The sequence below is a fragment of the Rhizobium sp. BK060 genome (assembly GCF_014193145.1).
Lineage (GTDB): Bacteria > Pseudomonadota > Alphaproteobacteria > Rhizobiales > Rhizobiaceae > Rhizobium.
On record NZ_JACHYW010000014.1, the window covers coordinates 122,350 to 142,548 of the forward strand.

General features: G+C 59.7%; 23 protein-coding genes. 13 read left to right on the forward strand and 10 right to left on the reverse strand.

Annotation, left to right across the window (positions count from 1 at the left end; translation table 11 throughout):
- Window positions 1–26 precede the first annotated feature (26 nt).
- Entirely contained in the window at window positions 27–2,069 is a 2,043-nt protein-coding gene (locus FHT71_RS17115) for an acyltransferase family protein (protein WP_183721131.1), read from the reverse strand.
- Window positions 2,070–2,247: 178 nt separating this feature from the next.
- On the opposite strand from FHT71_RS17115, the gene FHT71_RS17120 reads away from it, so the two are divergent.
- From FHT71_RS17120 to FHT71_RS17140, 5 genes are all read left to right on the forward strand, one after another.
- A complete protein-coding gene (locus FHT71_RS17120; RefSeq protein ID WP_183721134.1) occupies window positions 2,248–2,868 on the forward strand; it encodes a lysozyme in 621 nt (206 codons plus the stop codon).
- A complete protein-coding gene (locus FHT71_RS17125; RefSeq protein ID WP_183721136.1) occupies window positions 2,865–3,056 on the forward strand; it encodes a hypothetical protein in 192 nt (63 codons plus the stop codon). The genes FHT71_RS17120 and FHT71_RS17125 overlap by 4 nt, the downstream gene beginning before the upstream one ends.
- Window positions 3,053–3,430 carry a hypothetical protein gene (locus tag FHT71_RS17130; protein ID WP_348649310.1) on the forward strand — a complete coding sequence of 126 codons (378 nt, stop codon included), beginning with the start codon at window positions 3,053–3,055 and terminating at the stop codon, window positions 3,428–3,430. The genes FHT71_RS17125 and FHT71_RS17130 overlap by 4 nt, the downstream gene beginning before the upstream one ends.
- Window positions 3,431–3,497: 67 nt before the next feature.
- Window positions 3,498–3,821: a DUF1515 family protein gene (locus FHT71_RS17135; RefSeq protein WP_183721195.1), complete on the forward strand. Its 324-nt coding sequence runs from the start codon at window positions 3,498–3,500 to the stop codon at window positions 3,819–3,821.
- 229 nt (window positions 3,822–4,050) lie between these two features.
- Complete coding sequence (locus FHT71_RS17140) at window positions 4,051–4,395, forward strand: DUF982 domain-containing protein (protein ID WP_183721139.1); 345 nt, start codon at window positions 4,051–4,053, stop codon at window positions 4,393–4,395.
- Here FHT71_RS17140 and FHT71_RS17145 read toward each other — a convergent pair.
- Window positions 4,375–4,671, reverse strand: a complete 297-nt coding sequence (locus tag FHT71_RS17145; RefSeq protein ID WP_183721142.1) for a hypothetical protein — start codon at window positions 4,669–4,671, stop codon at window positions 4,375–4,377. The two genes, FHT71_RS17140 and FHT71_RS17145, sit on opposite strands and share 21 nt — an antisense overlap.
- Window positions 4,672–5,638: 967 nt before the next feature.
- Entirely contained in the window at window positions 5,639–5,872 is a 234-nt protein-coding gene (locus FHT71_RS17150; protein ID WP_183721144.1) for an Arc family DNA-binding protein, read from the reverse strand.
- A gap of 208 nt (window positions 5,873–6,080) precedes the next feature.
- Here FHT71_RS17150 and FHT71_RS17155 point away from each other — a divergent pair, with 208 nt between their 5' ends.
- Window positions 6,081–6,464, forward strand: coding sequence for a hypothetical protein (locus FHT71_RS17155; RefSeq protein WP_183721147.1), 384 nt, complete (start codon window positions 6,081–6,083; stop codon window positions 6,462–6,464).
- 338 nt (window positions 6,465–6,802) lie between these two features.
- Here FHT71_RS17155 and FHT71_RS17160 read toward each other — a convergent pair whose 3' ends face one another.
- Window positions 6,803–7,018 carry a hypothetical protein gene (locus FHT71_RS17160; protein ID WP_132588504.1) on the reverse strand — a complete coding sequence of 72 codons (216 nt, stop codon included), beginning with the start codon at window positions 7,016–7,018 and terminating at the stop codon, window positions 6,803–6,805.
- A gap of 128 nt (window positions 7,019–7,146) precedes the next feature.
- Here FHT71_RS17160 and FHT71_RS17165 point away from each other — a divergent pair, with 128 nt between their 5' ends.
- The gene (locus FHT71_RS17165) at window positions 7,147–7,962 is read left to right on the forward strand and encodes a bifunctional allantoicase/(S)-ureidoglycine aminohydrolase (protein ID WP_132588505.1); all 816 of its coding nucleotides are present in this window, start codon (window positions 7,147–7,149) and stop codon (window positions 7,960–7,962) included.
- A gap of 59 nt (window positions 7,963–8,021) precedes the next feature.
- Here the strand turns inward: FHT71_RS17165 and cysN are convergent, their stop codons facing one another.
- The 3 genes from cysN to FHT71_RS17180 all read right to left on the reverse strand — a co-directional run bounded on the left by cysN (window position 8,022) and on the right by FHT71_RS17180 (window position 11,322).
- Window positions 8,022–9,509, reverse strand: a complete 1,488-nt coding sequence (gene cysN / locus FHT71_RS17170) for a sulfate adenylyltransferase subunit CysN (protein ID WP_183721150.1) — start codon at window positions 9,507–9,509, stop codon at window positions 8,022–8,024.
- Window position 9,510: 1 nt separating this feature from the next.
- A complete protein-coding gene (cysD, locus tag FHT71_RS17175) occupies window positions 9,511–10,464 on the reverse strand; it encodes a sulfate adenylyltransferase subunit CysD (protein WP_132588507.1) in 954 nt (317 codons plus the stop codon).
- A gap of 111 nt (window positions 10,465–10,575) precedes the next feature.
- Window positions 10,576–11,322 carry a phosphoadenylyl-sulfate reductase gene (locus FHT71_RS17180; protein WP_132588508.1) on the reverse strand — a complete coding sequence of 249 codons (747 nt, stop codon included), beginning with the start codon at window positions 11,320–11,322 and terminating at the stop codon, window positions 10,576–10,578.
- 411 nt (window positions 11,323–11,733) lie between these two features.
- Between FHT71_RS17180 and FHT71_RS17185 the strand changes: the two genes are divergently transcribed.
- The 3 genes from FHT71_RS17185 (at window position 11,734) to FHT71_RS17195 (ending at window position 13,189) form a co-directional block, all read left to right on the forward strand.
- The gene (locus FHT71_RS17185) at window positions 11,734–12,180 is read left to right on the forward strand and encodes an Rrf2 family transcriptional regulator (protein WP_132588509.1); all 447 of its coding nucleotides are present in this window, start codon (window positions 11,734–11,736) and stop codon (window positions 12,178–12,180) included.
- A gap of 142 nt (window positions 12,181–12,322) precedes the next feature.
- A complete protein-coding gene (locus tag FHT71_RS17190) occupies window positions 12,323–12,709 on the forward strand; it encodes a DUF6152 family protein (protein WP_132588510.1) in 387 nt (128 codons plus the stop codon).
- Between the two features lie 3 nt (window positions 12,710–12,712).
- Window positions 12,713–13,189: a DUF6644 family protein gene (locus FHT71_RS17195; protein WP_132588511.1), complete on the forward strand. Its 477-nt coding sequence runs from the start codon at window positions 12,713–12,715 to the stop codon at window positions 13,187–13,189.
- Between the two features lie 16 nt (window positions 13,190–13,205).
- Here FHT71_RS17195 and betA read toward each other — a convergent pair whose 3' ends face one another.
- The 3 genes from betA to betI form a co-directional block, all read right to left on the reverse strand.
- Window positions 13,206–14,858 carry a choline dehydrogenase gene (betA, locus tag FHT71_RS17200; RefSeq protein ID WP_132588512.1) on the reverse strand — a complete coding sequence of 551 codons (1,653 nt, stop codon included), beginning with the start codon at window positions 14,856–14,858 and terminating at the stop codon, window positions 13,206–13,208.
- Between the two features lie 169 nt (window positions 14,859–15,027).
- Window positions 15,028–16,497 (reverse strand): betaine-aldehyde dehydrogenase, encoded by a 1,470-nt coding sequence (betB, locus tag FHT71_RS17205; protein WP_183721153.1) that lies wholly within the window; start codon window positions 16,495–16,497, stop codon window positions 15,028–15,030.
- Window positions 16,494–17,093 (reverse strand): transcriptional regulator BetI, encoded by a 600-nt coding sequence (betI, locus tag FHT71_RS17210; protein ID WP_132588514.1) that lies wholly within the window; start codon window positions 17,091–17,093, stop codon window positions 16,494–16,496. The genes betB and betI overlap by 4 nt, the downstream gene beginning before the upstream one ends.
- Before the next feature lie 141 nt (window positions 17,094–17,234).
- Here betI and FHT71_RS17215 point away from each other — a divergent pair, with 141 nt between their 5' ends.
- From FHT71_RS17215 to FHT71_RS17225, 3 genes are all read left to right on the forward strand, one after another.
- On the forward strand, window positions 17,235–17,783 hold the full coding sequence (locus FHT71_RS17215; protein ID WP_183721156.1) for an HdeD family acid-resistance protein: 549 nt from the start codon (window positions 17,235–17,237) through the stop codon (window positions 17,781–17,783).
- A 185-nt stretch (window positions 17,784–17,968) separates the two neighbouring features.
- Window positions 17,969–18,211, forward strand: coding sequence for a type II toxin-antitoxin system ParD family antitoxin (locus tag FHT71_RS17220; RefSeq protein WP_007791620.1), 243 nt, complete (start codon window positions 17,969–17,971; stop codon window positions 18,209–18,211).
- A 137-nt stretch (window positions 18,212–18,348) separates the two neighbouring features.
- On the forward strand, window positions 18,349–20,154 hold the full coding sequence (locus FHT71_RS17225; RefSeq protein ID WP_183721158.1) for a GGDEF domain-containing protein: 1,806 nt from the start codon (window positions 18,349–18,351) through the stop codon (window positions 20,152–20,154).
- The last annotated feature ends 45 nt before the right edge of the window (window positions 20,155–20,199 follow it).

Consider the following 20,199-nt stretch of genomic DNA (forward strand, 5'->3'; position numbering starts at 1 on the left):
TTGAGCTCTTGGAAATGACCAAATTCCTAATGTGATACGATGTCTGTAAATAGGCGCTCTGCGACGTAGTAGCTGCCGTCGACGCTCAAGTGGTCGGAGTCTGCATATAGCAGCTTACCAGATTGGAGCACACTGCAGATGTCGTTCTTGCATAGGATCGGCAATGGATCGATGATCTTTGCTTCGGCTATCGCAGACACGCGCTTGCGATAGGCAGCCTGCCGCTCCAACACCGCGCTCAACGGTGCGTCACAAGCGGCGCTCTTGTTCCTGCGTAGATAAAGCACATTCCCGACGCAGTCTTGAGGGTTAACGTCCATCTCTGGATTCTCTAGGAAGTAAGAGACTGACTTCCCATGCTGCCGAAGGGAGGCGATCGTCTTTTGCAAACCGTCAATGAAGACATTTGCTGGGTCTTCTACCCCTTCATTGCCGCTAGATGGAAGAGCTGGAAGGTGGAGCTGAGTTTGAAATCGGCCGAATCCATGCCCGGTCATATACAGGGTGCCTCGAGTGGAAATGATCACGGTCTTTATATCAGGGCGGGATGTGAGGTAATTGATGACATTGGCCGAACGCTTCCCGCAAAGCTCGACATTCGCAGCGTTGATGCCGGATTTCACATCAACCAGAGACGGGCATGCGCTATTCGCGAGCAGAAGCGTGTTCTTGCCTGCTCTGGAAGCTAGTGCCGAAATACCGGGGAAGAGTGTATGGGCGTGTGAATCACCCATGATGGCAACGGTCTCATTACCTCCAGCATTAGCAAATCGGCAGTAGGCGTAGTCGCCTGGCTTAGCGCCAACAAGCTGTTCGCATTCCTTGTCTATCGCAGGCGTACGAACACTTTGGGCCTGCATCTCTGACATGGAGCCTACGCGTGCTGGGAACCCGCCCATGTGATGAATTGCAAGTCCCAAGATCGAAAGAAAAGCGACTGCAGTCGACAGAGTTACCACCTTTGACGCTTCGCTCCTGACACGGCCGAAACGGATCGGCTTCTCTATAAGGAGGTATGTCAGTATGGCCATGGCGAAACTGGCAACAATCGCGAGTACAATGTGCAGTCGAGAAAGGTCATTTGCCAATACGATTTTTGAGAAAACGATGATCGGCCAGTGCCACAAATACAGCGGGTAGCTGATCAGTCCGACCGCAACCACAAAGCGAATTGAAAGCACATAGCGGGCGACCCAAGAAGTTGGACCGGAAGCGATTATAAGCGCAGTTCCTGCCGTTGGGAGAAGGGCAATGGCGCCAGGGAAGTCCATGTTTCCGTCAAAACGAAAAACCGCAACCACAAGCAGAAGAGAGCCCACGGTCGCTGCGATGTTGATCGTGATTTGCCGCTTCAGGGCTGTGATCTGACGAGATCTATAAATCGGCAGGCACTGGGCGAGCAACGCGCCGACAATCAGCTCCCAAACTCTGCTAATCGGCGAATAGAACGCAGCGGTCTTGTCGATCGGCGTAAGGTAAACACACCAGGCGAGCGATCCGAGCAAAATGGCAGTGGTAAGTATCAAAGACCGCTTACCCAGTTTCCAGCTGGCCATGAGGACGAGAGGCCAGAAGATATAAAACTGCTCCTCGATCCCTAGCGACCATAGGTGCAGAAGGGGTTTGAAGGACGATGCCGTATCGAAATAGCCAGCGTCTCGCCAGAGCGCCAAATTCGAGATGAACGCCCCCCCTGAGAAGATGTACCGCCCGAGAGCGCTATACTCGTCAGGGAAGAGAATGAACCAACCAAGTACCGCACTCGAGAACAGTACCAGAAAGAGAGCGGGGAAAATGCGTTTCACGCGGCGAGCGTAGAAGCTGGTAAGGCTGAAATCTTTTGTCTGTAAGGCGGAGATGATGATGCCGGTGATGAGATAGCCGGATATCACAAAGAAGACATCGACCCCAACGAATCCCCCAGGCAGTTTGCCGGGAAATGCATGGAACAAAACAACTGAGGAAACCGCAACGGCACGAAGCCCGTCGATGTATGCCTGATACTCCGAGGCCCGATGCTTTGTGGCCCCGCTAGCCCGTTGGGCGCTGCTTGTTGTTTGTCCGTCCATACTCTGACCTTCTCGAAGGCTACATATGAAGTTCCCTGACATTTTTCGGAAGCCGACGCTAGTCGAGCCCTCGACTTGGGCCGGAGTATCCAAACCATAATAGCGACAAGTCCACAGGTCGCAGGTCTCTGTGGCTCGCTTCAGCGGGCTTTTCTTTACTCACAATCTGGAGCTTTCCATGCGCACAAGCGTAGCAGGACGAGCCGCGATCAAGCGGCGCGAAGGTGAACGGCTGACCGCCTACCGAGATTCTGTCAACGTTCTTACGATCGGCGTAGGGCACACGACCGCCGCCGGACCGCCTACCGTGACGGCCGGCATGAAGATCACCGCCCAGCAGTCCGACGAGATCCTTGCTCGTGACCTAGCTGACGTCGAGAACGACCTGACCGCCGCCGTGAAGGTGCCGATCAATCAGAACCAGTTCGATGCTCTGGCTTCTCTGCACTTTAACATCGGGCCGGGTTCGTTCCGCAGCTCCACGCTGTTGAGGAAGCTGAACGCGAAAGACTACGCCGGAGCGGCCGATCAGTTTCTCGTATGGAACAAGGGCACGATCGACGGGAAGAAGGTTGCTATCGACGGCCTTACGATCCGTCGCAAGGAGGAGCGCGCACAGTTCCTCTCGACGACGGTTGCATCCGCTCCTGAGCCCGCGCCAGTCCCGAAACCCATCGCCACGATCGACGAGCCACAGGCGCCGCTCGATCACGTCCCGGTAACGCCTGCACCTTCAGGCAACTGGCTCGCAGTTCTCACCAAGGCAATCGCTGCCATCTTCACGAGGAAAGAAGCATGAACATGGCCTATGGAAGAATCGCCCTTCGCTATATCGCTGGGTATCTCGTGCTCAAGAGCATCCTGCCGCAAGATATTGCGGACATGGTTGCGCAAGACCCGGATATTGCCGCCGTCATTGGTGCGGCAATCGCAGCCGGTGTCGAGGGGCTATACGCGTTGGCAAAACGCAGAGGCTGGGCAACGTGATCTGGCCGCTCATCCTCGGCTTCTTCAAAGGGCCACTCGGGCGCATTCTGGACACCATCGACAAGCGTGTTGATGCCACCACCGAGCGCGAGAGGATCAAGACCGAGGCGGTGCAGACCTATGTCAACGCACAGGCCCAGGTGCTCACCGGTCGCGGTTGGTGGTTCCCGATCCTCTTCCTTGCCCCGGCGGGCTTCTGGTTCGGCGCAGTGTGCGTCTACAGCGTGCTTTGGTGCCGAGGCTGCGCCTACCCGCAGGTATGGACGATTGCCGCTCTGCCGCCTCCCTTGTCCGATTGGATGGGGGCTATCGTTGGCTCTCTCTTCATAGGGAAAGCAGGCGAGCAAATCCTCGCCAAGTGGCGAAGCAAGTAATTCTCGAAACAGTGCATTCAATGCGCATTTAAGGGGCGGGGACTTGGCACCAACGGAAGACGGGGCGATGCATCGCGAGATCGGCATGCTGACGGCGAAAGTCGATATGATCCTTGAGGGCGTTAGGAGATCGGAGGAGAAATCTGACGCGAGCCGTGCTTCGATGCACCGGCGAATGGACGAGATCGTTGATCGGGTCAGCAAAGTAGAGCTCACGACTTCCGCCGTTCAAGAAGACGTTACGGAAATGAGGCCGGTAACCGACGACGTCAAGCGGTGGAAGCTGATGGGCATTGGCGCGCTCGGCGTCATCGGCGTTGGCGGTATGGTGCTTGGAGTCACCTTTGCAGACGTCATCCGCAGGATCATTATGGCTGTGTTCGGCCGCTGATCGGACGGAATGCATTTTGGCCAAGGGCCGTTTCCACGCAGCCCTTGGCCCGGATCTCTCGACCCCACGTCGTGGTCATTAAGCTTTGATCGACGCCCAGCCACGATGGCCTCGCATGCGCCGAAAATATATTCGTAAAATGTCGTATTTTTCGCTGATTAGAAAATTCTCACAAACGCATATTGACTCTCCGGTTTGAATCCTCGCCTGATTCGGCCAGAGGTGAGTTATGGCTGAATACATTGGCGAGCACATCAGCATCAGAGACTGCATCGTCTGCGTCGAGAAGCGTAAAGGCGTAAATATGCGCCGGCACTCAACGCTTGCCGATCTGGCCTATAGCCTGCTCTACCGCTGGCCAGAGGATCAACGCGGCAAGGAATGGGTTGTTGCTCAAACCATGTGCCTGGAAGCGATGGAAGGCCTCAGAGATCCGGAACAGGCGAGGGCGGCGTTCGTGGCTGCGGCTATGGCTGCCGAGATGCTGATGGTCAGAGAGGAATACATCCAGGTGCGCGGAGAGAAGCGGACTAAGACCAAGCGCGGGCAACGGTCACTTGACGCCGGGGCTTAAGCCATTGGCTGCCATTAGCCGCTCATAATACTCCTCGACCCTCCGCATGGCCTCCCGGCCTTCGGCTTCATAGCCTTGATGCGGTAGGTTGCGCTCGCGCACCCGAGGGCCATGGCCACTCCAGAGCCACCGATCCTTCATAGGACCGTGCGGCTGCTTCTGGATTCTCCCGATCACAATCTCCCCGTCATACCCGGACCAGTCGTTGTTGGTCGGCACGTCGTTCGCGTCGATCTTCGTTCGGTGCCATTTGTACTTGTGTTGGTACCCGCCCATGGTGTGCAAATCCGTGAGACATCACAAAACAAAAGTATAACTAACTGAAGGACCGCTGCGATGCCTCACGCTTCCGCAAAATCATGATTTCGCTTGTTTGCCGTACTTCGGCATGGGACGCCACGAGCGCGTAACGCTATAAATCTCGGGGTTGCCTTGGCACCAGAACGCAGCAAGAACGGCCGCCTATTGAAAATTGCGCAGAACTCTGGTGGAATCACGTTGCGGTTTCAGTAATTGATTCCGCAAATGGAAAGGCCGGATAAGTGTTCCCCCACTCACCCGGCCTAAAATCAAACCTCGATGGAGAGGCATGAAGTGTTTGCTAGCAGATCTTTTAAACCCCTATTCGGGCTCTTCTGTCAAGCTGATTTCAGCCTTCGTCATCACAAACGTAAAGGCTAAAAATGGCTGACTATATTGACTGGCCCGGTCATCAGGGCACCTATCGCTACTGGTTCTTGGACTCCCCGGCAGTGCCGAGTAGCATCAAGAAAGAGGGCGGGAACTACATGTTTGCGAAGCCTACTCAGGCAGGATGGGTACCGGTTTACATCGGTGTTGCTGACGACCTGTCATCTCGCGTTCCGTATCATGACCGCTGGGCCGACGCAGTTCGTGCCGGTGCTACTCACGTTCTTGCACATGTGCAACCAAACGCTACTCACCGGGCTTCTGAGGAGCGGGATCTGATCTCTTACTGGTCTCCGCCTTTGAACACCCATCACCGTCAAGCACCCACAGTGCCCGGCGGTTTGGGTTCAGTGCGTCTAAAGTAGTCTCCCTAGTGGCGGGCATCGCTTTGCCCGCCGCTTCCCGCGGCGCCGCCGTTGTCGGGTTGTTGTTATCCACAATGATACGAAGCACGGAACATCTCCCTTTCACTGAGAGAACGATGAGCGACCTTAAAGGTTCACTCCAACTACAGCGCCTGTAATCGTGGAAGAAAATGGTTAGACAAAGCTTTCTATCGCTTTGTCTTTCGCGACTGAATGACGCGCCGCCTCAACCGATCGAAGTCCGCGACGATGTCAACAAGTTCCCGGTCATTCGGGTCTACATCGTCCACGGAGAAGGAGGCGGTCAAGCGCGCAATGATCTCGGCTGTCATTGAGCGATCGTTCGCGCGCGCGGCCGCTGCGATCCGTTCTTTGAGTTCTTCAGCAATTCGTAACCTAAAATATAAATCGTCTATCGCCATGCCCCACGGATGACACAAACGGCAATTGACCGATATGCCACCACGATGCCACCAATTGCTCTGCAATTATCGTGGGTTGAGTACTGATGGTTTGAATGCTCAGTCATGGGATAGTGCGCGGGGGCGCCTAAAAGAACGAACGTGGCCGGGATAGTTTCGCCCTGATTCGGCCTCTTCGGATGAGGACATAAGCTAAGGAAATGATGAGATGCAGAGCGATGCATACCGCGACGGCTGCGCCGGCGCGCCGGATACTCCATGTCTCGCACGACGAGGCGTCATCACGGGGATCGCCGCGTTGGCGACTGTCGGATTGGCGCGGCCGGCCAACGGGCCACATGATGAGACTGTCAGATATCTTCAGCGAGAGTTCCAAGGGGAGGCTGATCGCATGTCGGCGGCCGTCGAAGGAAAGGCCAAAGCGTTGGCCTTTGCCCGCATGGCGAAACTCGCGAATGCACTCACGGTGATACCGGCCGATGGAGAGGACGCGCGGCGGGCAAAGGCGGATGTGGCCGGCTGGTCGATCGACGACGGTGGCTGGACGATACGCTTGCCGAGCGACATTGTTTCTGCTTTGGAGGCGAACTGAAATCCTGACGCGGTTCAGCACTGTCCGCACAGCTTCCGCACAGTTTCGCGGAACAAGGCTGGAACAAACGTAGAAGGCATCGATTGGAAAAGCCCGGGTTTGCGGGCTTTCGAGAGCCCCCACGTCGTTCGGGACGTGGGGGTCGAGTGTTCGAATCACTCCACTCCGACCAGCCGAAAAGCCCGCGAAAGTGGGCCCGCGAAAGCGGGCTTTTTTCTTTTCCGCCGCCTATCGTCGTTAAGGCCGGCGGTTGTCGTCATTCTTAGCGATCTGAACGAAAGCCCGCACCTTGCGCGCCGGCGCGGCGAGATTGCACCGGTTGGGTTGAAGGTACACTCCTATACGCCGAGGATGGCATCGATCTCGGCAATCAACGCGCCATAGGTCTCGATATGCCGATAATACTCGTTGCGAATCAGCTCGGTGATATCGGAGAGCGGCCCGGCTCCCTCCGCGCGGAAGTGCTTGACGTCATTCTCGGCCATGGATTTGAGATTGTCCTCGTACTCCTTGACCCTCTGAACATAGTCTTCCCGAAGTTTTTCCAGACTCATCTCATCCCTCCTGGGGTAGCCAAGCGCCGCGGACATTCTGACGCGCGGCGGCGGCAATCTAAAGGTTGCCTAGAAGAGATGCGGCGCTTAAAGCAGATTGACAATCCCGGCCGGTGAAAAGTGAACCGATGAGCAGCTTTTATTCCAACATGGGCGGCCTGCCGCCGCAGACCGAACTCCTGTCCAGCAAGGCCGTGTTCACGACGGCCTATGCCGTCATCCCCCGCACCGTGATGACCGACATTGTCACGAGCTATCTCCCGCACTGGGAAGGTGCGCGAGCCTGGGTAATCTCCCGCCCGTTGAGCGGTTTTTCCGAGACCTTTTCGCAATACATCATGGAAGTGCAGCCCGGCGGCGGCAGTGATCGGCCGGAGCCAGAAAAGCGCGCCGAAGGCGTGCTCTTCGTCGTCGAGGGCGAGATGACCGTCGAATTCGATGGTGCCTCGCATGCCATGCGTCTAGGCTCTTTCGCCTTCCTGCCTGCCGGCTCCCGCTGGACGCTGTGGAACAAGAGCGCTGCACCCGTGAAGTTTCATTGGATCCGTAAGGCCTTCCAGGAGGTCGAAGGGCAGGAGCCGCCGCCGGCGATCTTCACGCATGAGGAGAACCATCCGCCTCAGCCGATGCCCGATACCGACGGCGCCTGGGCCACGACCCGTTTCATCGATCCGGCCGACCTGCGCTACGACATGCATGTCACCATTGTCACCTTCGAGCCCGGCGGCGTCATCCCGTTCATGGAAACGCACGTGATGGAGCACGGCCTCTATGTGCTCGAGGGCCGGGCCGTCTATCGGCTCAACAAGGATTGGGTCGAAGTGGAGGCCGGCGACTTCATGTGGCTGCGCGCCTTCTGCCCGCAGGCCTGTTACGCCGGCGGCCCCGGCCGCTTCCGCTATCTGCTCTACAAGGACGTCAACCGGCACATGCCGTTGTGGTAGGCGCAGAAAGACAAACCAGAATGAGAAACGGGGCCGATTTGGCCCCGTTTTCGTTTTGCTTAAATGTCGCTTGCCGCATTCGACCAGAGGTCGGCGGCCTGACCCGCCGTCATGCGCCGCACCTCCGCCTCGTGGCGGCGGTTGGCGAAGAGTTCGCTGGCCATGATCTGGTCGGCGAGGTCGGCCGGCAGCGACAGGATCACGCGGGCGTCGCCGCCATGAATACCGCCGAGTTCACTGCGCTTTCCGCCCACCATGCCGCCCGCCACCGTGTTGTTGGTGTCGGGGTCGATCAGGATGAACGAGCCGGATGCACGGTTCTGCTCATACGGGTCGAAGATCGCCTGTTCGTCGAAGGCGAGGCGCACCTTGCCGATGGCATTCATGTAGAGCGTATCAACGGGCGCCCAGGCACCGGTCTTCAATTCGAGCTGCGCCAACGGCTGCACCTGCACTCGCTGGCGGCGGCTGCCGCTCTTCAGCCAGTAGCGCTTGCCGGCTTCGATGCCTTCCGGCTGCAGCGCCACAATCTGTGCGTCGAAGGAAAGGCCAACCTGCGGCTGGCTGTCGATCGAGACGATCATGTCGCCGCGAGCGACGTCCACCTGCCGGTCGAGAACCAGCGTGATCGCGTCGCCCGCAACCGCGGCATTGCGCACGAGGTCGAAGGTGACGATCTTGGAGACGTTGGCCACCATGCCCGACGGCAGGATCATAACGCTATCGCCCGGCTTGACGGAACCGCCGGCAACCGTGCCCTGGTAGCCGCGAAAGCTTTCGCCCGGCCGCGACACACGCTGCACCGAGAAGCGGAAGCCTGTGGCTTGCGAGGAGCGCACGGTGGCAAGCTCGAGCGTTTCCACCAGCGTCGGGCCAGCATACCAAGGCATCGACGCTTCGCCGGAATAGACGACGTTCTCGCCCTTCAGGGCCGACATCGGGATCGCGGTGATCTGCTTGACGCCGAGCGACAGCGCGAATTCGCGGAATTCATGCGTGATCTTCTCGAAACCGGCACGGTCGTAGTTCGTCAGGTCGATCTTGTTGATCGCAAGCACGAATTGCTTGATGCCGAGCAGCGAGGCGATCGTCGCATGGCGGCGGGTCTGTTCCAGGATGCCGGCGCGGGCGTCGACCAGCAGGATGGCGAGGTCGGCGGTGGAAGCGCCGGTCGCCATGTTGCGGGTGTACTGCTCGTGGCCGGGCGTGTCGGCAACGATGAAGGAGCGCTTGTCGGTCGAGAAGTAGCGATAGGCGACATCGATGGTGATGCCCTGTTCGCGCTCGGCCTGCAGGCCGTCGAGCAGCAGCGCGAAGTCAGGTAGGCCAAGATCGTTCTGCTTGCCCGTCGAATCGCGCTGGAGCGTGGCGGCCTGGTCTTCCTTGACGGCCTTGGTATCCCAGAGCAGGCGGCCGATCAGGGTGGACTTGCCATCATCGACGCTGCCGCAGGTGATGAGGCGCAACGGTCGTGAATCGCGCATCGCCGTTGCAGGTTCTGCGGCGGGCACGGCAAGGGCGTGTGCGGCGGTTACGGCTGCGGTCATCTCAGAAATATCCTTCACGCTTCTTCTTTTCCATGGAGCCGGACTGGTCGCGGTCGATGGCACGGCCCTGTCGTTCGGAAACCGTGGCGATTTCGAGTTCGGCGATCACGTCTTCGAGCGTGGTCGCTTTCGATGGGATGGCGCCCGTCAGCGGAAAATCGCCAAGGGTGCGGAAACGGATCATGCCTTCCTGGCGCACTTCGCCGGGAAGCAGTTCCAGCCGTGGATCTTCTGCCAGGATCATCATGCCGTCGCGCTCAACATAGGGGCGCTTCTTGGCGTAGTAGAGCGGTACCAGCGGAATGTCCTCGGCCTGGATGTAGCGCCAGATATCGACCTCGGTCCAGTTCGACAGCGGGAAGACGCGAACACTTTCGCCCTTGCGGATCTGGCCGTTGTAGATGTTCCAGAGTTCCGGGCGTTGGTTGCGCGGATCCCAGCGATGATCTGGCGTACGGAACGAATAGATGCGCTCCTTGGCGCGGCTGGCTTCCTCGTCGCGGCGCGCGCCGCCAAAGGCGGCATCGAACTGGCCGGCATCGAGAGCCTGGCGCAGCCCTTCGGTCTTCATGATGTCGGTGAAGGCTGCCGAGCCATGCGTGAACGGCGTCACGTTCTCAGACGCACCGCGCGGATTGATGTGCTCGATCAGGTCGAGGTCGTACTTCTTGGCCGTCTCGTCGCGAAAGGCGATCATCTCGCGGAATTTCCAGCCGGTGTTGACGTGCAGCAGCGGAAAGGGGACGCGACCGGGATAGAACGCCTTGCGGGCCAGATGCAGCAGGACCGATGAATCCTTGCCGATCGAGTAAAGCATGACCGGCTTCTCGAATTCGGCGGCGACCTCACGGAAAATGTGGATCGCCTCGTTTTCGAGCGCCTTCAAATGCGGGTCGAGCGGCGGCTTCGTGCTCCGGGGATTGTTGATTTCCGTATCCGGACGGCTATCGGGCATTTCTAACTCCAGACTTCGATCATTCTCGGAAGAGAGGCCTCCGGAATGAGTTGCATTTCAGACTTCGAGGAGCGCAGGCGGCAGCCGCGCTCCGATCCCGAAGTTGACGGGTTACTGTTGTGCGGCGATCGCCGTGGCCTCTTCGGCCACGTGCAGACCGCATTCACGCTTCTCGTCCTGTTCCCACCACCAGCGGCCGGCGCGTTCCGGCTCGCCGGGCTTGATCGCGCGGGTGCAGGGCTCACAGCCGATCGAGGGATAGCCGCGGGCATGCAATGGATTTACCGGCACGCCGTTATCGGCAACGTAGGCCTTGATGACGTCCAGGTCCCAGTCCGCGAGCGGGTTCACCTTCAAGAGATGACGCTCTGCGTCGTACTCGGCAAACGGTGTCTCGGCACGGTTGGCCGATTGGCCGCGGCGCAGACCGGTGATCCAGATGGTTGCCCCATCAAGTGCGCGCGCAAGCGGCTTCAGCTTGCGCACGCCACAACAGGCATGCCTGGCTTCGACACTTTCGTAGAATCCGTTGAGGCCGTATTTTGCGGCATAGGCGTCGATATCGGCCTGTTCCGGCTCGTAACGGCTGATGTGGATGTCGTACTGCTTCTCGGTCTCGTCGATCAGGGCGAGCGTTTCCGGAAACAGCCGCCCGGTCTGCAGCGTAACCACATCGATCGGCAGACGATGGTTGCCGATCTCGGCGGTGATCACCTGGTCCTCGATGCCGAGAGAGGTCGTGAAGACGACGCGGCCGCCGAGGCCGGCGACAAGCGACAGACGCCCGGCAAGGTCAAGGCTTGCAAGTTTCGCGTTCAGCGTTTCCGCTTCAGCGTTGGGATTGGCAGCAACAGTCATGGGGATCCTGTCCTTGATGTTGGCCGGAGTATCGCAGGTCGGGCTTGGATCGGACAGAAAAAGGCATTTCGAAAGCGGGCGCGATAGGAGCAAATATCTCTCCGCGGCCGCTGCAATGCGGAAAAGCAGCCGCACCGGCGATGATTTGCCGACGGTCAGCCTATTTGTCTATTGATTTAGTAGATTAACACGTTGCCTGTCAATCGGAAATGTGAATTGATGACATCAGGGGGCATTTTGCAGTAGATTTAAAGCATTGGCCAAGGGTGAAAAACAAGGCCAAAAACCTTGTCTCTCAAGGGTTTCGTAGGCTTGTTCAAATTCCGTTCATGCTGCGCATGCCATAGAGGCAGGATCGAACTTGCGGTGGGTCGATGATTCCGCCCGCCATGTGTGTGTCGACGGTCGAAAATGATTACGCAGAAGGCAAAATATGCGCTGAGGGCGCTAACGGTATTGGCTGAAGCCGATCGCGGCGAACCTGTGATGATCTCGGACATCGCAGCGCAGCAGAAGATACCGAAGAAGTTCCTCGAACAGATCCTGCTCGACCTGAAGCATCAGGGCATTGTCGCCAGCCGCCGTGGCAAGCAGGGCGGCTATCTCTTGCTCAAGCCAGCCGACATGATCACCTTCGGCGAGGTGCTGCGCATCATCGACGGCCCGATCGCGCCTCTTCCCTGCCTTTCCATCACTGCCTATCGCAAATGCGATGATTGCGACGGCGAGCAGAACTGCGAGATCCGCCACGTCTTCGCCAAGGTGGCGGATGCGACCCGCAAGGTGCTGTTCTCCACGACGATTGCCGATGCCGTCGCGCCGGCAAAGGGTGCGCAAGTCACCCGCCTGCTGGCCTAGGACACAATCTCCGCGACCACGTTGGGCCACCCAGGCCTTTGGGATAGCGCTCGACCGCACCGCTTCAAGATTCGGTGAGATAGCTTTCAATCGCCCGCCTGTGCGCCAATTCGCTCCTGTCCAGTGGTAGGGAGAAACGAACATGCACGTCATGGGCTCGAAACGAATGGCAATCGGCACAATCCTCGCGGTTGCTTTGGCGACGGGAGCTGCCGCGCACCACGGCTGGTCATGGGCCGAGGGCGAGCAGACGGAATTGCGTGGCACCATCGAAAAGGTAACGATGGGCGGCCCGCACCCGACGCTCGATGTTGCGACCGCCGCCGACGGCGTCTGGCTCGTCGAACTCGGCAATCCGCGGCAGACGGAGCGCTCGGGCTTTGTCGAGGGGGCCGCGAAGAAGGGGGATCCGGTTGTCGTTCTCGGAAACCGTTCGCTAAAGGCTGACGAAAAACGGATGAAGGCCGTACGGATCACGGTCGCCGACAAGCGCTATGACATCTATCCGGAACGGATCCAGACGAACTGAGTGATGGCGATCGAGTTCCTGGAATGGCTCGCCGCAACCCCGCTGTCATCCGGCTTGCGGCGCTCGGCGCTCGTCTATATGGCGGTCAATGCCGCCCATATCCTCTCGATCGGGCTGCTGATCGGGGCGATCCTGCCGCTTGATCTCCGGCTTGTGGGCCTCTTCGGATCGGTGCCGCTGGCGGCAATCGGCCCGTTTTTATCGCGAGCTGCGGCCATCGGACTTGCGGGAGCGGTCATCACCGGCTTTGCCCTTTTCAGCGTGAAGCCAATCGAATACGCCGGAAATCCGGCCTTTCTGGCGAAGCTGGGGCTGCTCGTTCTCGGCATTGCGAACGCTGCCCTGGTCCATACCCAGGCAGCCTGGAAGCGGGCCGTTTCGGGCACAGCGCCAACATTCGGCTTGCGCCTTCAGGCCGGCGTCTCTGCAGCCGTGTGGATATCGGCGATCCTTGCCGGCCGGTGGATCGGCTTTATCTGATGGCGGTCGGCAAACCCTACCGATCGCTCACGGCCCAGCGCGGGTTGACCCACGGCTCCTGATTGGAGCGTGGCAGTGGCTGCTTGCCGAGGATATGGTCGGCCGCCTTCTCGCCGGTCATGATCGATGGGCCATTGAGGTTGCCATAGGTGACGTGCGGGAAGATCGATGAGTCTGCGACGCGCAGCCCGTCGACGCCGATGACACGCGTCTCGGAATCGACAACCGCCATCGGGTCTGTTTTTGCGCCCATCTTGCAGGTGCCGCAGGGGTGGTAGGCGCTTTCCAGGTGCTCGCGCAGGAAGGCGTCAATCTGCTCGTCGGTCTGCACGTTCTCGCCCGGCTGGATCTCCGGTCCGCGATACTGGTCGAAAGCCCTCTGCCCGAAGATTTCACGGGTGAGCCGCACGCAGTGGCGGAACTTCTCCCAGTCCTCGGGATGGCTCATATAATTGAAGCGGATGACGGGATCGACCTTTGGGTCCGAGGACTGCAGCGTGACGTTACCGCGCGACTTCGAGAGATTGTAGCCGACATGTACCTGGAAGCCGTGGCTCTTGGCCGCCGCCTTGCCGTCGTAGCTGATCGCCACCGGCAGGAAGTGATACTGGATATCGGGCTGCTTGACACCTGGTGCTGAGCGCAGGAAGGCGCATGCCTCGAACTGGTTCGAGGTGCCGAGCCCTGATCTAGTGAACATCCACTGCGCGCCGGCAACACCCTGCCAGAACCAGGGAAGCCAGGAATAGAGGGAGACGGGCTTGGTGCTGACCTGCTGGAAGTAGAATTCCATGTGGTCCTGCAGATTGGCGCCGACGCCCGGCCGGTTCGCCTTCACCTCGATGCCCATGTCCTGCAGATGTGCGCCGGGCCCGATACCCGACAGCATAAGCAGCTTCGGCGAATTGAAGGAGGAGGCCGAAACGACGACCTCCCGGTTCGCCTTCACCACCTCGACCCTGCCGCCGCGCTCGACCTCGACGCCGGTCGCCCGGCCGTTCTCGATCACCACCTTGTGAGCGTGGCCGTAGACGACCTCCACATTCGGGCGCTTCAGTGCCGGTTTCAGATAGGCGTTGGCCGCCGACCAGCGGCGGCCGCCAAAGATCGTCTGTTCCATCAGTCCGAAACCTTCCTGCTTTGAGCCGTTGTAATCCTCCGTCGCCTCGAAACCCGCCTGCTTGCCGGCTTCGATGAAGGCGTGGAACAGCGGGTTGCGGAAGACGCCGCGCTGGACATGCAGCGGGCCATCCGTGCCGCGCCAGCCTTCCTCGCCGCCGTGGCTGTGTTCCATCCGCTTGAAGTAGGGCAACACGTCGGCATAGGCCCAGCCCTGCGCGCCGAGCTCCTCCCAGCGGTTATAGTCCTCGGCGTGGCCGCGCACATAGACCATGCCGTTGATCGAGGAGGAGCCGCCGATCACCTTGCCGCGCGGCGCGGTGATGCGCCGGTTGTTGAGATTCGGCTCGGGCTCGGAGAGGTAGCCCCAGTTGTAGCGCTTCATGCTCATCGGCCAGGCAAGGGCTGCAGGCATCTGGATGAACGGCCCGAAATCGGAGCCGCCCGCCTCGATGACGATGACGGTGTTCTTGCCGTCTTCCGAAAGCCGGTAGGCAAGCGCCGAGCCCGCCGAGCCGGAGCCGATGATGACGAAATCTGCCTGCTGCATGCTACTTCCTCTAGTGTTTTAACGTGCCGCGCCCCTCGTGGTTCGAGACGGCCCTCCGGACCTCCTCACCATGACGCGAATAGACGTCCGCGAGTGCTTCCGGTTCTCCTGCCCGCACCCTGAGGCGGGAGCGAAGCGACCCTCGAAGGGCGACGCAGGCCGCGCCGCCTCAGTAAGGCGCCTGCACCGGCCCCATGCCGACATAGACCGTCTTCAGCTCCGAATAGTGCTCTAGTGCCGCCAGCGAATTTTCGCGCCCGAAACCGGATTGCTTGGAGCCGCCGAACGGGATTTCGACAGGGCAAAGGTTGTAGGTGTTGATCCACAATGTGCCGGCCTCGAGCTGGTCGACGACGCGATGGGCGCGTGTCAGATCGGCCGTGAAGACGCCGGCGGAAAGCCCGAATTCGGTGGCGTTGCCGCGCGCGATCACCTCTGCCTCGTCGTCGAAGTCGAGAACGCACATCACCGGCCCGAAGATCTCTTCGCGGGCGATCGTCATTTCGTCAGTGACGTCGGCAAAGACCGTCGGTTGCACGTAGTAGCCTTCGCCGGAGACATTGTTCGGGATGCCACCGCCTGTGACGAGCGTCGCACCCTCCGCCTTGCCCTTCTCGATGTAGGAGAGAACCTTGTCGCGCTGTGCCCAGGATACCATCGGCCCGAGTTGCGTGGCCTCATCCATCGGGTCGCCGATCAAGATGGCCTCGGTGCGGGCTTTCAGCCGCTTCAGGAATTCCGCCTTGATCTTCCGCTGCACGAAGACGCGGGTGCCGTTCGAGCAGACCTGGCCGGTCGAATAGAAATTGCCGAGCATCGCGCCGCCGACGGCGCTGTCGATATCGGCATCGTCGAAGACGACAAGCGGCGATTTGCCGCCGAGCTCCATGGTGACGTGCTTGAGCCTGCCGGCAGCGGCGGCTGCGACCTTGCGACCGGTCGGCACCGAGCCCGTCAGCGACACCTTCGCGACATCAGGATGGTTGATCAGCAGCGGGCCGGTTTCGCGGTCGCCCTGGATGACATTGTAGAGGCCTTTCGGCAGGCCGGCCTCATACAGGATCTCTGCGATGGCAAGCGCGCCGAGCGGCGTGGTTTCCGATGGCTTGAAGACCATCGCATTGCCGGCGGCAAGCGCCGGTGCGCCCTTCCAGCAGGCAATCTGCTGCGGATAGTTCCAGGCGCCGATCCCGACACAGACGCCAAGCGGCACGCGCTTGGTGTAGGCGAAATCGCCGCCGAGCGGGATGTAGGAGCCATTGAGGCCGGCAGCCGCGATGCCACCGAAGAACTCGAAGCTGTCGGCGCCCGATGTCGGGTCGGCGATGATGGTTTCCTGGATCGGCTTGCCGGTATCGAGCGTCTCGAGCTCGGAGAGCTCGCGATTGCGCTCGCGCATGATGTCGGCGGCGCGTTTCAGGATGCGACCGCGCGCCGTCGGGCTCATCGCCGCCCATTCCGGCTGGGCGCGCTTGGCAGCCGCGATCGCCTTTTCGACGATGGCGGGTGTGGCCGCGTGCAACCGCGCGATGACCTCGCCGGTCGCCGGATAGATGCTTTCGATGACGCTGCCGGCTTCATCCTCGACATACTCGCCGTCGATGAAATGGGAGGCTTTCGGCTGGGCTTTGAGGGTCACTGGATCTGTCCTTTCGCAAGGGCGGCAAGCTGTGAATGGATGTAGTCTTCGGTAAGCGCGATCGATGCCTCGATACTGATAGGCGCAGACCTTAGACTTTGGCGGATGTAGAGCCCGTCGATCATCGCAGCCGCGCCTTCGGCGATGCGTTCTGCGGCATCTCCGGGGCAGAGTGCTTTCAGGTTGGCGAGCAGGTTCGACCGCAGGCGGCGGGCATAGATGACGAGGAAGCGCCGCGTCTCCTCGGAGCGCTGCGCCTCGGCATAGAAGGCAAGCCAGGCGGCGATCGTCGCCGGAGCAAACTGGTCGGCCTGGAAGCTGACCCGGATGACAGCGGAAAGCCTCTCGCGCGGTGCATCCGCAGCCTTCAGCGCTGTCACTGCGTCGTCGCGCAGCTGCTTTAGGAGAGAGCGGATAGTCTCGATCAGCAGTTGCTCCTTGCTGCCGAAGTAATGATGCGCGAGCGCCGGCGACACGCCGGCCTGCCGGGCAATTTCGGACATGGTGACGGTCAGCGAGCCTTGATCGCCGATCACGCGCAGCGCGGCATCGACGAGCGCCTTGCGGCGAACCGGCTCCATTCCGACTTTGGGCATTGCATCACTCCATGAAGACGGCAGTAAGTATAATTTTGATTGATTGATCAATCAATAAAAATCTGATGCAAACCCGAAAAGCCAACCCCTTCCAATTCCGTGTCTTTGCGGCATATTCTTTTACCAACCAGGAGGTGTGCCATGGCAGATACGTCTGATCGACTGAGCCTTTCATCTCTACAATCGAAATGGGGTTGGTTCGCCGCACTTGGCTTGCTGCTGATCGTCTGCGGCCTTATCGCACTGGCAAACGTCGCGCTCGCGACCGTTGTGTCCGTCTACTATGTCGGAATACTGATGCTGATTGGCGGCATCGTCTACTTGGTTCACGCGTTTCAGGTGAGAAGCTGGGACCAGGTGCTGTTTTGGGCGTTGAGCGGCGTGCTCTACGTGCTGGCCGGCGTCTTCGCCTTCGAGAATCCCCTTCTGGCATCGGCGGCGCTGACGCTGTTTCTTGCGATCGCTTTGCTGATTGCCGGCGTGTTCCGCATCTGGGTCGGCTGGCGCATGCGCCCGGTCAAGGGCTGGGGCTGGGTGCTTGCTAGCGGCATCATCACTGCACTCGCCGGCGTCGTCATCTACCTCGGTTGGCCGGTCAACAGCCTATGGATCCTTGGTCTTTTTCTCGCCTGCGATCTTCTCATCCAGGGCTGGTCCATGCTTGCTTTCGGTCTTGCGATCCGTCGCTGAGTTATGCCCGCAATTCACAGCCTGGCTTCACGGACTGTTTCTTTTTTGACAAGTATGTGAGGGAGGGCTAAAATTTGACTACCAAGAGGCAGCCGAGGCGGCGGCGCGCGTCGGTAATGCCGTGGACGGATTGGCCGTCCCCCGACCGGGGCATACGTGCCCCACGAGGTAAAGGGAGGAATCTCATGCCGATGGTCACCGTATCCATTTCACCGTTGCAGGCCGCCGACATCCGGGCCGCCGTTGACAACGGGAGTTACGCGTCGAGCAGCGAGGTCGTGCGCGAAGCCCTGCGCATGTGGGACGCCGCCCGCAAACTTGGCGGATATCACGAGGTCATGTTCGATCAGGATTGCACCTCGCGCAGTGGCAAATGTGTCGCCGACATGTTCGCTGATCACGAGGCCGAGCATCGGCGCACCGCCTGACCAAACCGTTGATCGGGGAGCAAAATTCGCTCACCCGGGCGGTCGTCTTCACAAAAGTTTCACATTCGGGAAAGGGATCGTTGATCCTTCTCCGTCAGTCTCCCTGCGAAAAACAATAAGACACAGTGGAGATTGGCATGTCTTTGGCTGCCACCGTCGATCCGGCGCTTGTTCGTCGCTACGCAAGTGATCAGATCGTAACCCTTGCGAAACTTGTTATCGAAAATGCCTTTCAGCCCATCGTCGAGGCAGGGACAGGTGTGGCATTCGGCTATGAATCGCTGATGCGCGGACAGGAGCGCATCGGCTTCAGCTCTCCGGTCGAAATTCTGGACGAGGCGCACAAGAACCACCAGCTGCTGCAGCTGGAACAGATGGTGGCAAGCCGTGCGCTTGCGAAGTTCGCCACGCTCCCGCATTTCTCGAGTTCGACGCTGTTCCTCAATCTCGATGTCCGTCTGATCCCGCATGGCGAGCGGCTGGTGGAAGGCCTGCTGCAACATCTGAAGCTTGCCAATATCCCACCCTCCTCGATCTGTTTCGAATTCTCCGAGCGCTTCGACAACACCAGCGTGCCGGAGTTTGCGGCCCTCGTATCACTGCTGCGCAAGGCCGGCTTCAAGCTGGCGATCGACGATTTCGGCGTCGGCCACGGCGAGATGAAGCTGCTCTGCGACCACCCGGTCGACTATCTGAAGATCGACCGGCATTTCATCGCCGACATCGACAGCAGCCCGCGCAAGCGTCACCTCCTGAAGAACATCGTCCATATCGCACACGTGCTTGGCACCCGCGTCATTGCCGAGGGGATCGAGACCGAGGCAGAGTTCGTCGCCTGCCGCGAATTCGGCGTCGATCTCGTCCAGGGCTGGTTCATCTCCCGTCCGACAACCCATATCACCGAGCTGCAGCCGTCGTTTCCGCACCTGCTGGACCTCGGCAAGGGCAAGCGCAGCCCGCAATCGCTCGATGAGATCCTGATCCGCAAGCAGATCGAGATGCTGCCAACGGTTTTTGAAAACGACACGATCGACAGCGTCTTCGAGCTCTTCCGCCGCAATCCACACCAGGCCTTCTTCCCGGTGCTGAACGCGAACGGCGAGCCGCGCGGCATCCTGCACGAGCGGCACCTGAAGGAATATATTTACCAGCCCTTTGGCCGCGATCTTCTGAAGAACAAGGTCTACGAGCGAACCATCTCACATTTCGTCGAAATGGCTCCGATCGTCGGTCTTGATTCCGATACCGAACAGCTGATGGCGATCTTCGCCAACATGGAAGGCACAAACTGCCTGCTGCTGACCGACAATATGCGCTATGCAGGCGTCGTATCGGCGGCCTCGCTCATCAAGGTGATGAACGAGAAGAAGCTGAAGACCGCCCAGGACCAGAACCCGCTGACCGGGCTGCCAGGCAACAGGGCGATCCGCGACTTCATGCGCGAGTCGAGCCTCGACGGCGATGAGAAACGTCACTTCTGCTACTGCGATTTCGACAACTTCAAACCGTTCAACGATGCCTATGGTTTCCACCTTGGCGACCACGCGATTTCGCTCTTTGCCGCCCTGATGCGCCGCTATTTCTTTGCTGAGCGCCACTTCCTCGGTCATGTCGGCGGCGACGATTTCTTCATCGGCGTCCGGGGTTGGACCAAGGAAGAACTGACCGAAATTCTCGATCGTCTGATCAGCGATTTCCACGACGATGTGCTCGACCTCTATTCCGATACGGATCGTGCCGCCGGCCGCATTCGGGGCCATGACCGCGCCGGCGTCGAGGCACTGTTCCCGCTGATGCGTTCCTCGATCGGCGTGCTGGAGCTGCCGGAAGGTCTCGTCATCGACGATGTCAACCGCGTTAGTGCCGCGATCGCCCATATCAAGGCCGAGGCGAAGGAAAGCGAAGAAGGGCTCGTTTTCCATCTCTTGGGCGAGACGAATTGACGCCACCCGCGCTTCCCGCCTTCTCAAGTCCGAAGAGCTGAACTA

Bases quoted from the DNA above. Each gene is read 5' to 3' on its own strand.
- FHT71_RS17145 (WP_183721142.1), bottom strand. From the start codon at position 4,671: ATGGGCGGGTACCAACACAAGTACAAATGGCACCGAACGAAGATCGAC.
- betI (WP_132588514.1), bottom strand. From the start codon at position 17,093: ATGCCCAAAGTCGGAATGGAGCCGGTTCGCCGCAAGGCGCTCGTCGAT.
- FHT71_RS17225 (WP_183721158.1), top strand. From the start codon at position 18,349: ATGTCTTTGGCTGCCACCGTCGATCCGGCGCTTGTTCGTCGCTACGCA.
- FHT71_RS17165 (WP_132588505.1), top strand. From the start codon at position 7,147: ATGAGCAGCTTTTATTCCAACATGGGCGGCCTGCCGCCGCAGACCGAA.
- FHT71_RS17140 (WP_183721139.1), top strand. From the start codon at position 4,051: ATGGCTGAATACATTGGCGAGCACATCAGCATCAGAGACTGCATCGTC.
- FHT71_RS17185 (WP_132588509.1), top strand. From the start codon at position 11,734: ATGATTACGCAGAAGGCAAAATATGCGCTGAGGGCGCTAACGGTATTG.
- FHT71_RS17195 (WP_132588511.1), top strand. From the start codon at position 12,713: ATGGCGATCGAGTTCCTGGAATGGCTCGCCGCAACCCCGCTGTCATCC.
- FHT71_RS17115 (WP_183721131.1), bottom strand. From the start codon at position 2,069: ATGGACGGACAAACAACAAGCAGCGCCCAACGGGCTAGCGGGGCCACA.
- FHT71_RS17180 (WP_132588508.1), bottom strand. From the start codon at position 11,322: ATGACTGTTGCTGCCAATCCCAACGCTGAAGCGGAAACGCTGAACGCG.
- cysN (WP_183721150.1), bottom strand. From the start codon at position 9,509: ATGACCGCAGCCGTAACCGCCGCACACGCCCTTGCCGTGCCCGCCGCA.
- FHT71_RS17150 (WP_183721144.1), bottom strand. From the start codon at position 5,872: ATGGCGATAGACGATTTATATTTTAGGTTACGAATTGCTGAAGAACTC.
- FHT71_RS17155 (WP_183721147.1), top strand. From the start codon at position 6,081: ATGCAGAGCGATGCATACCGCGACGGCTGCGCCGGCGCGCCGGATACT.
- FHT71_RS17220 (WP_007791620.1), top strand. From the start codon at position 17,969: ATGCCGATGGTCACCGTATCCATTTCACCGTTGCAGGCCGCCGACATC.
- cysD (WP_132588507.1), bottom strand. From the start codon at position 10,464: ATGCCCGATAGCCGTCCGGATACGGAAATCAACAATCCCCGGAGCACG.
- FHT71_RS17135 (WP_183721195.1), top strand. From the start codon at position 3,498: ATGCATCGCGAGATCGGCATGCTGACGGCGAAAGTCGATATGATCCTT.
- FHT71_RS17160 (WP_132588504.1), bottom strand. From the start codon at position 7,018: ATGAGTCTGGAAAAACTTCGGGAAGACTATGTTCAGAGGGTCAAGGAG.
- FHT71_RS17190 (WP_132588510.1), top strand. From the start codon at position 12,323: ATGCACGTCATGGGCTCGAAACGAATGGCAATCGGCACAATCCTCGCG.
- betA (WP_132588512.1), bottom strand. From the start codon at position 14,858: ATGCAGCAGGCAGATTTCGTCATCATCGGCTCCGGCTCGGCGGGCTCG.
- FHT71_RS17215 (WP_183721156.1), top strand. From the start codon at position 17,235: ATGGCAGATACGTCTGATCGACTGAGCCTTTCATCTCTACAATCGAAA.
- FHT71_RS17125 (WP_183721136.1), top strand. From the start codon at position 2,865: ATGAACATGGCCTATGGAAGAATCGCCCTTCGCTATATCGCTGGGTAT.
- FHT71_RS17120 (WP_183721134.1), top strand. From the start codon at position 2,248: ATGCGCACAAGCGTAGCAGGACGAGCCGCGATCAAGCGGCGCGAAGGT.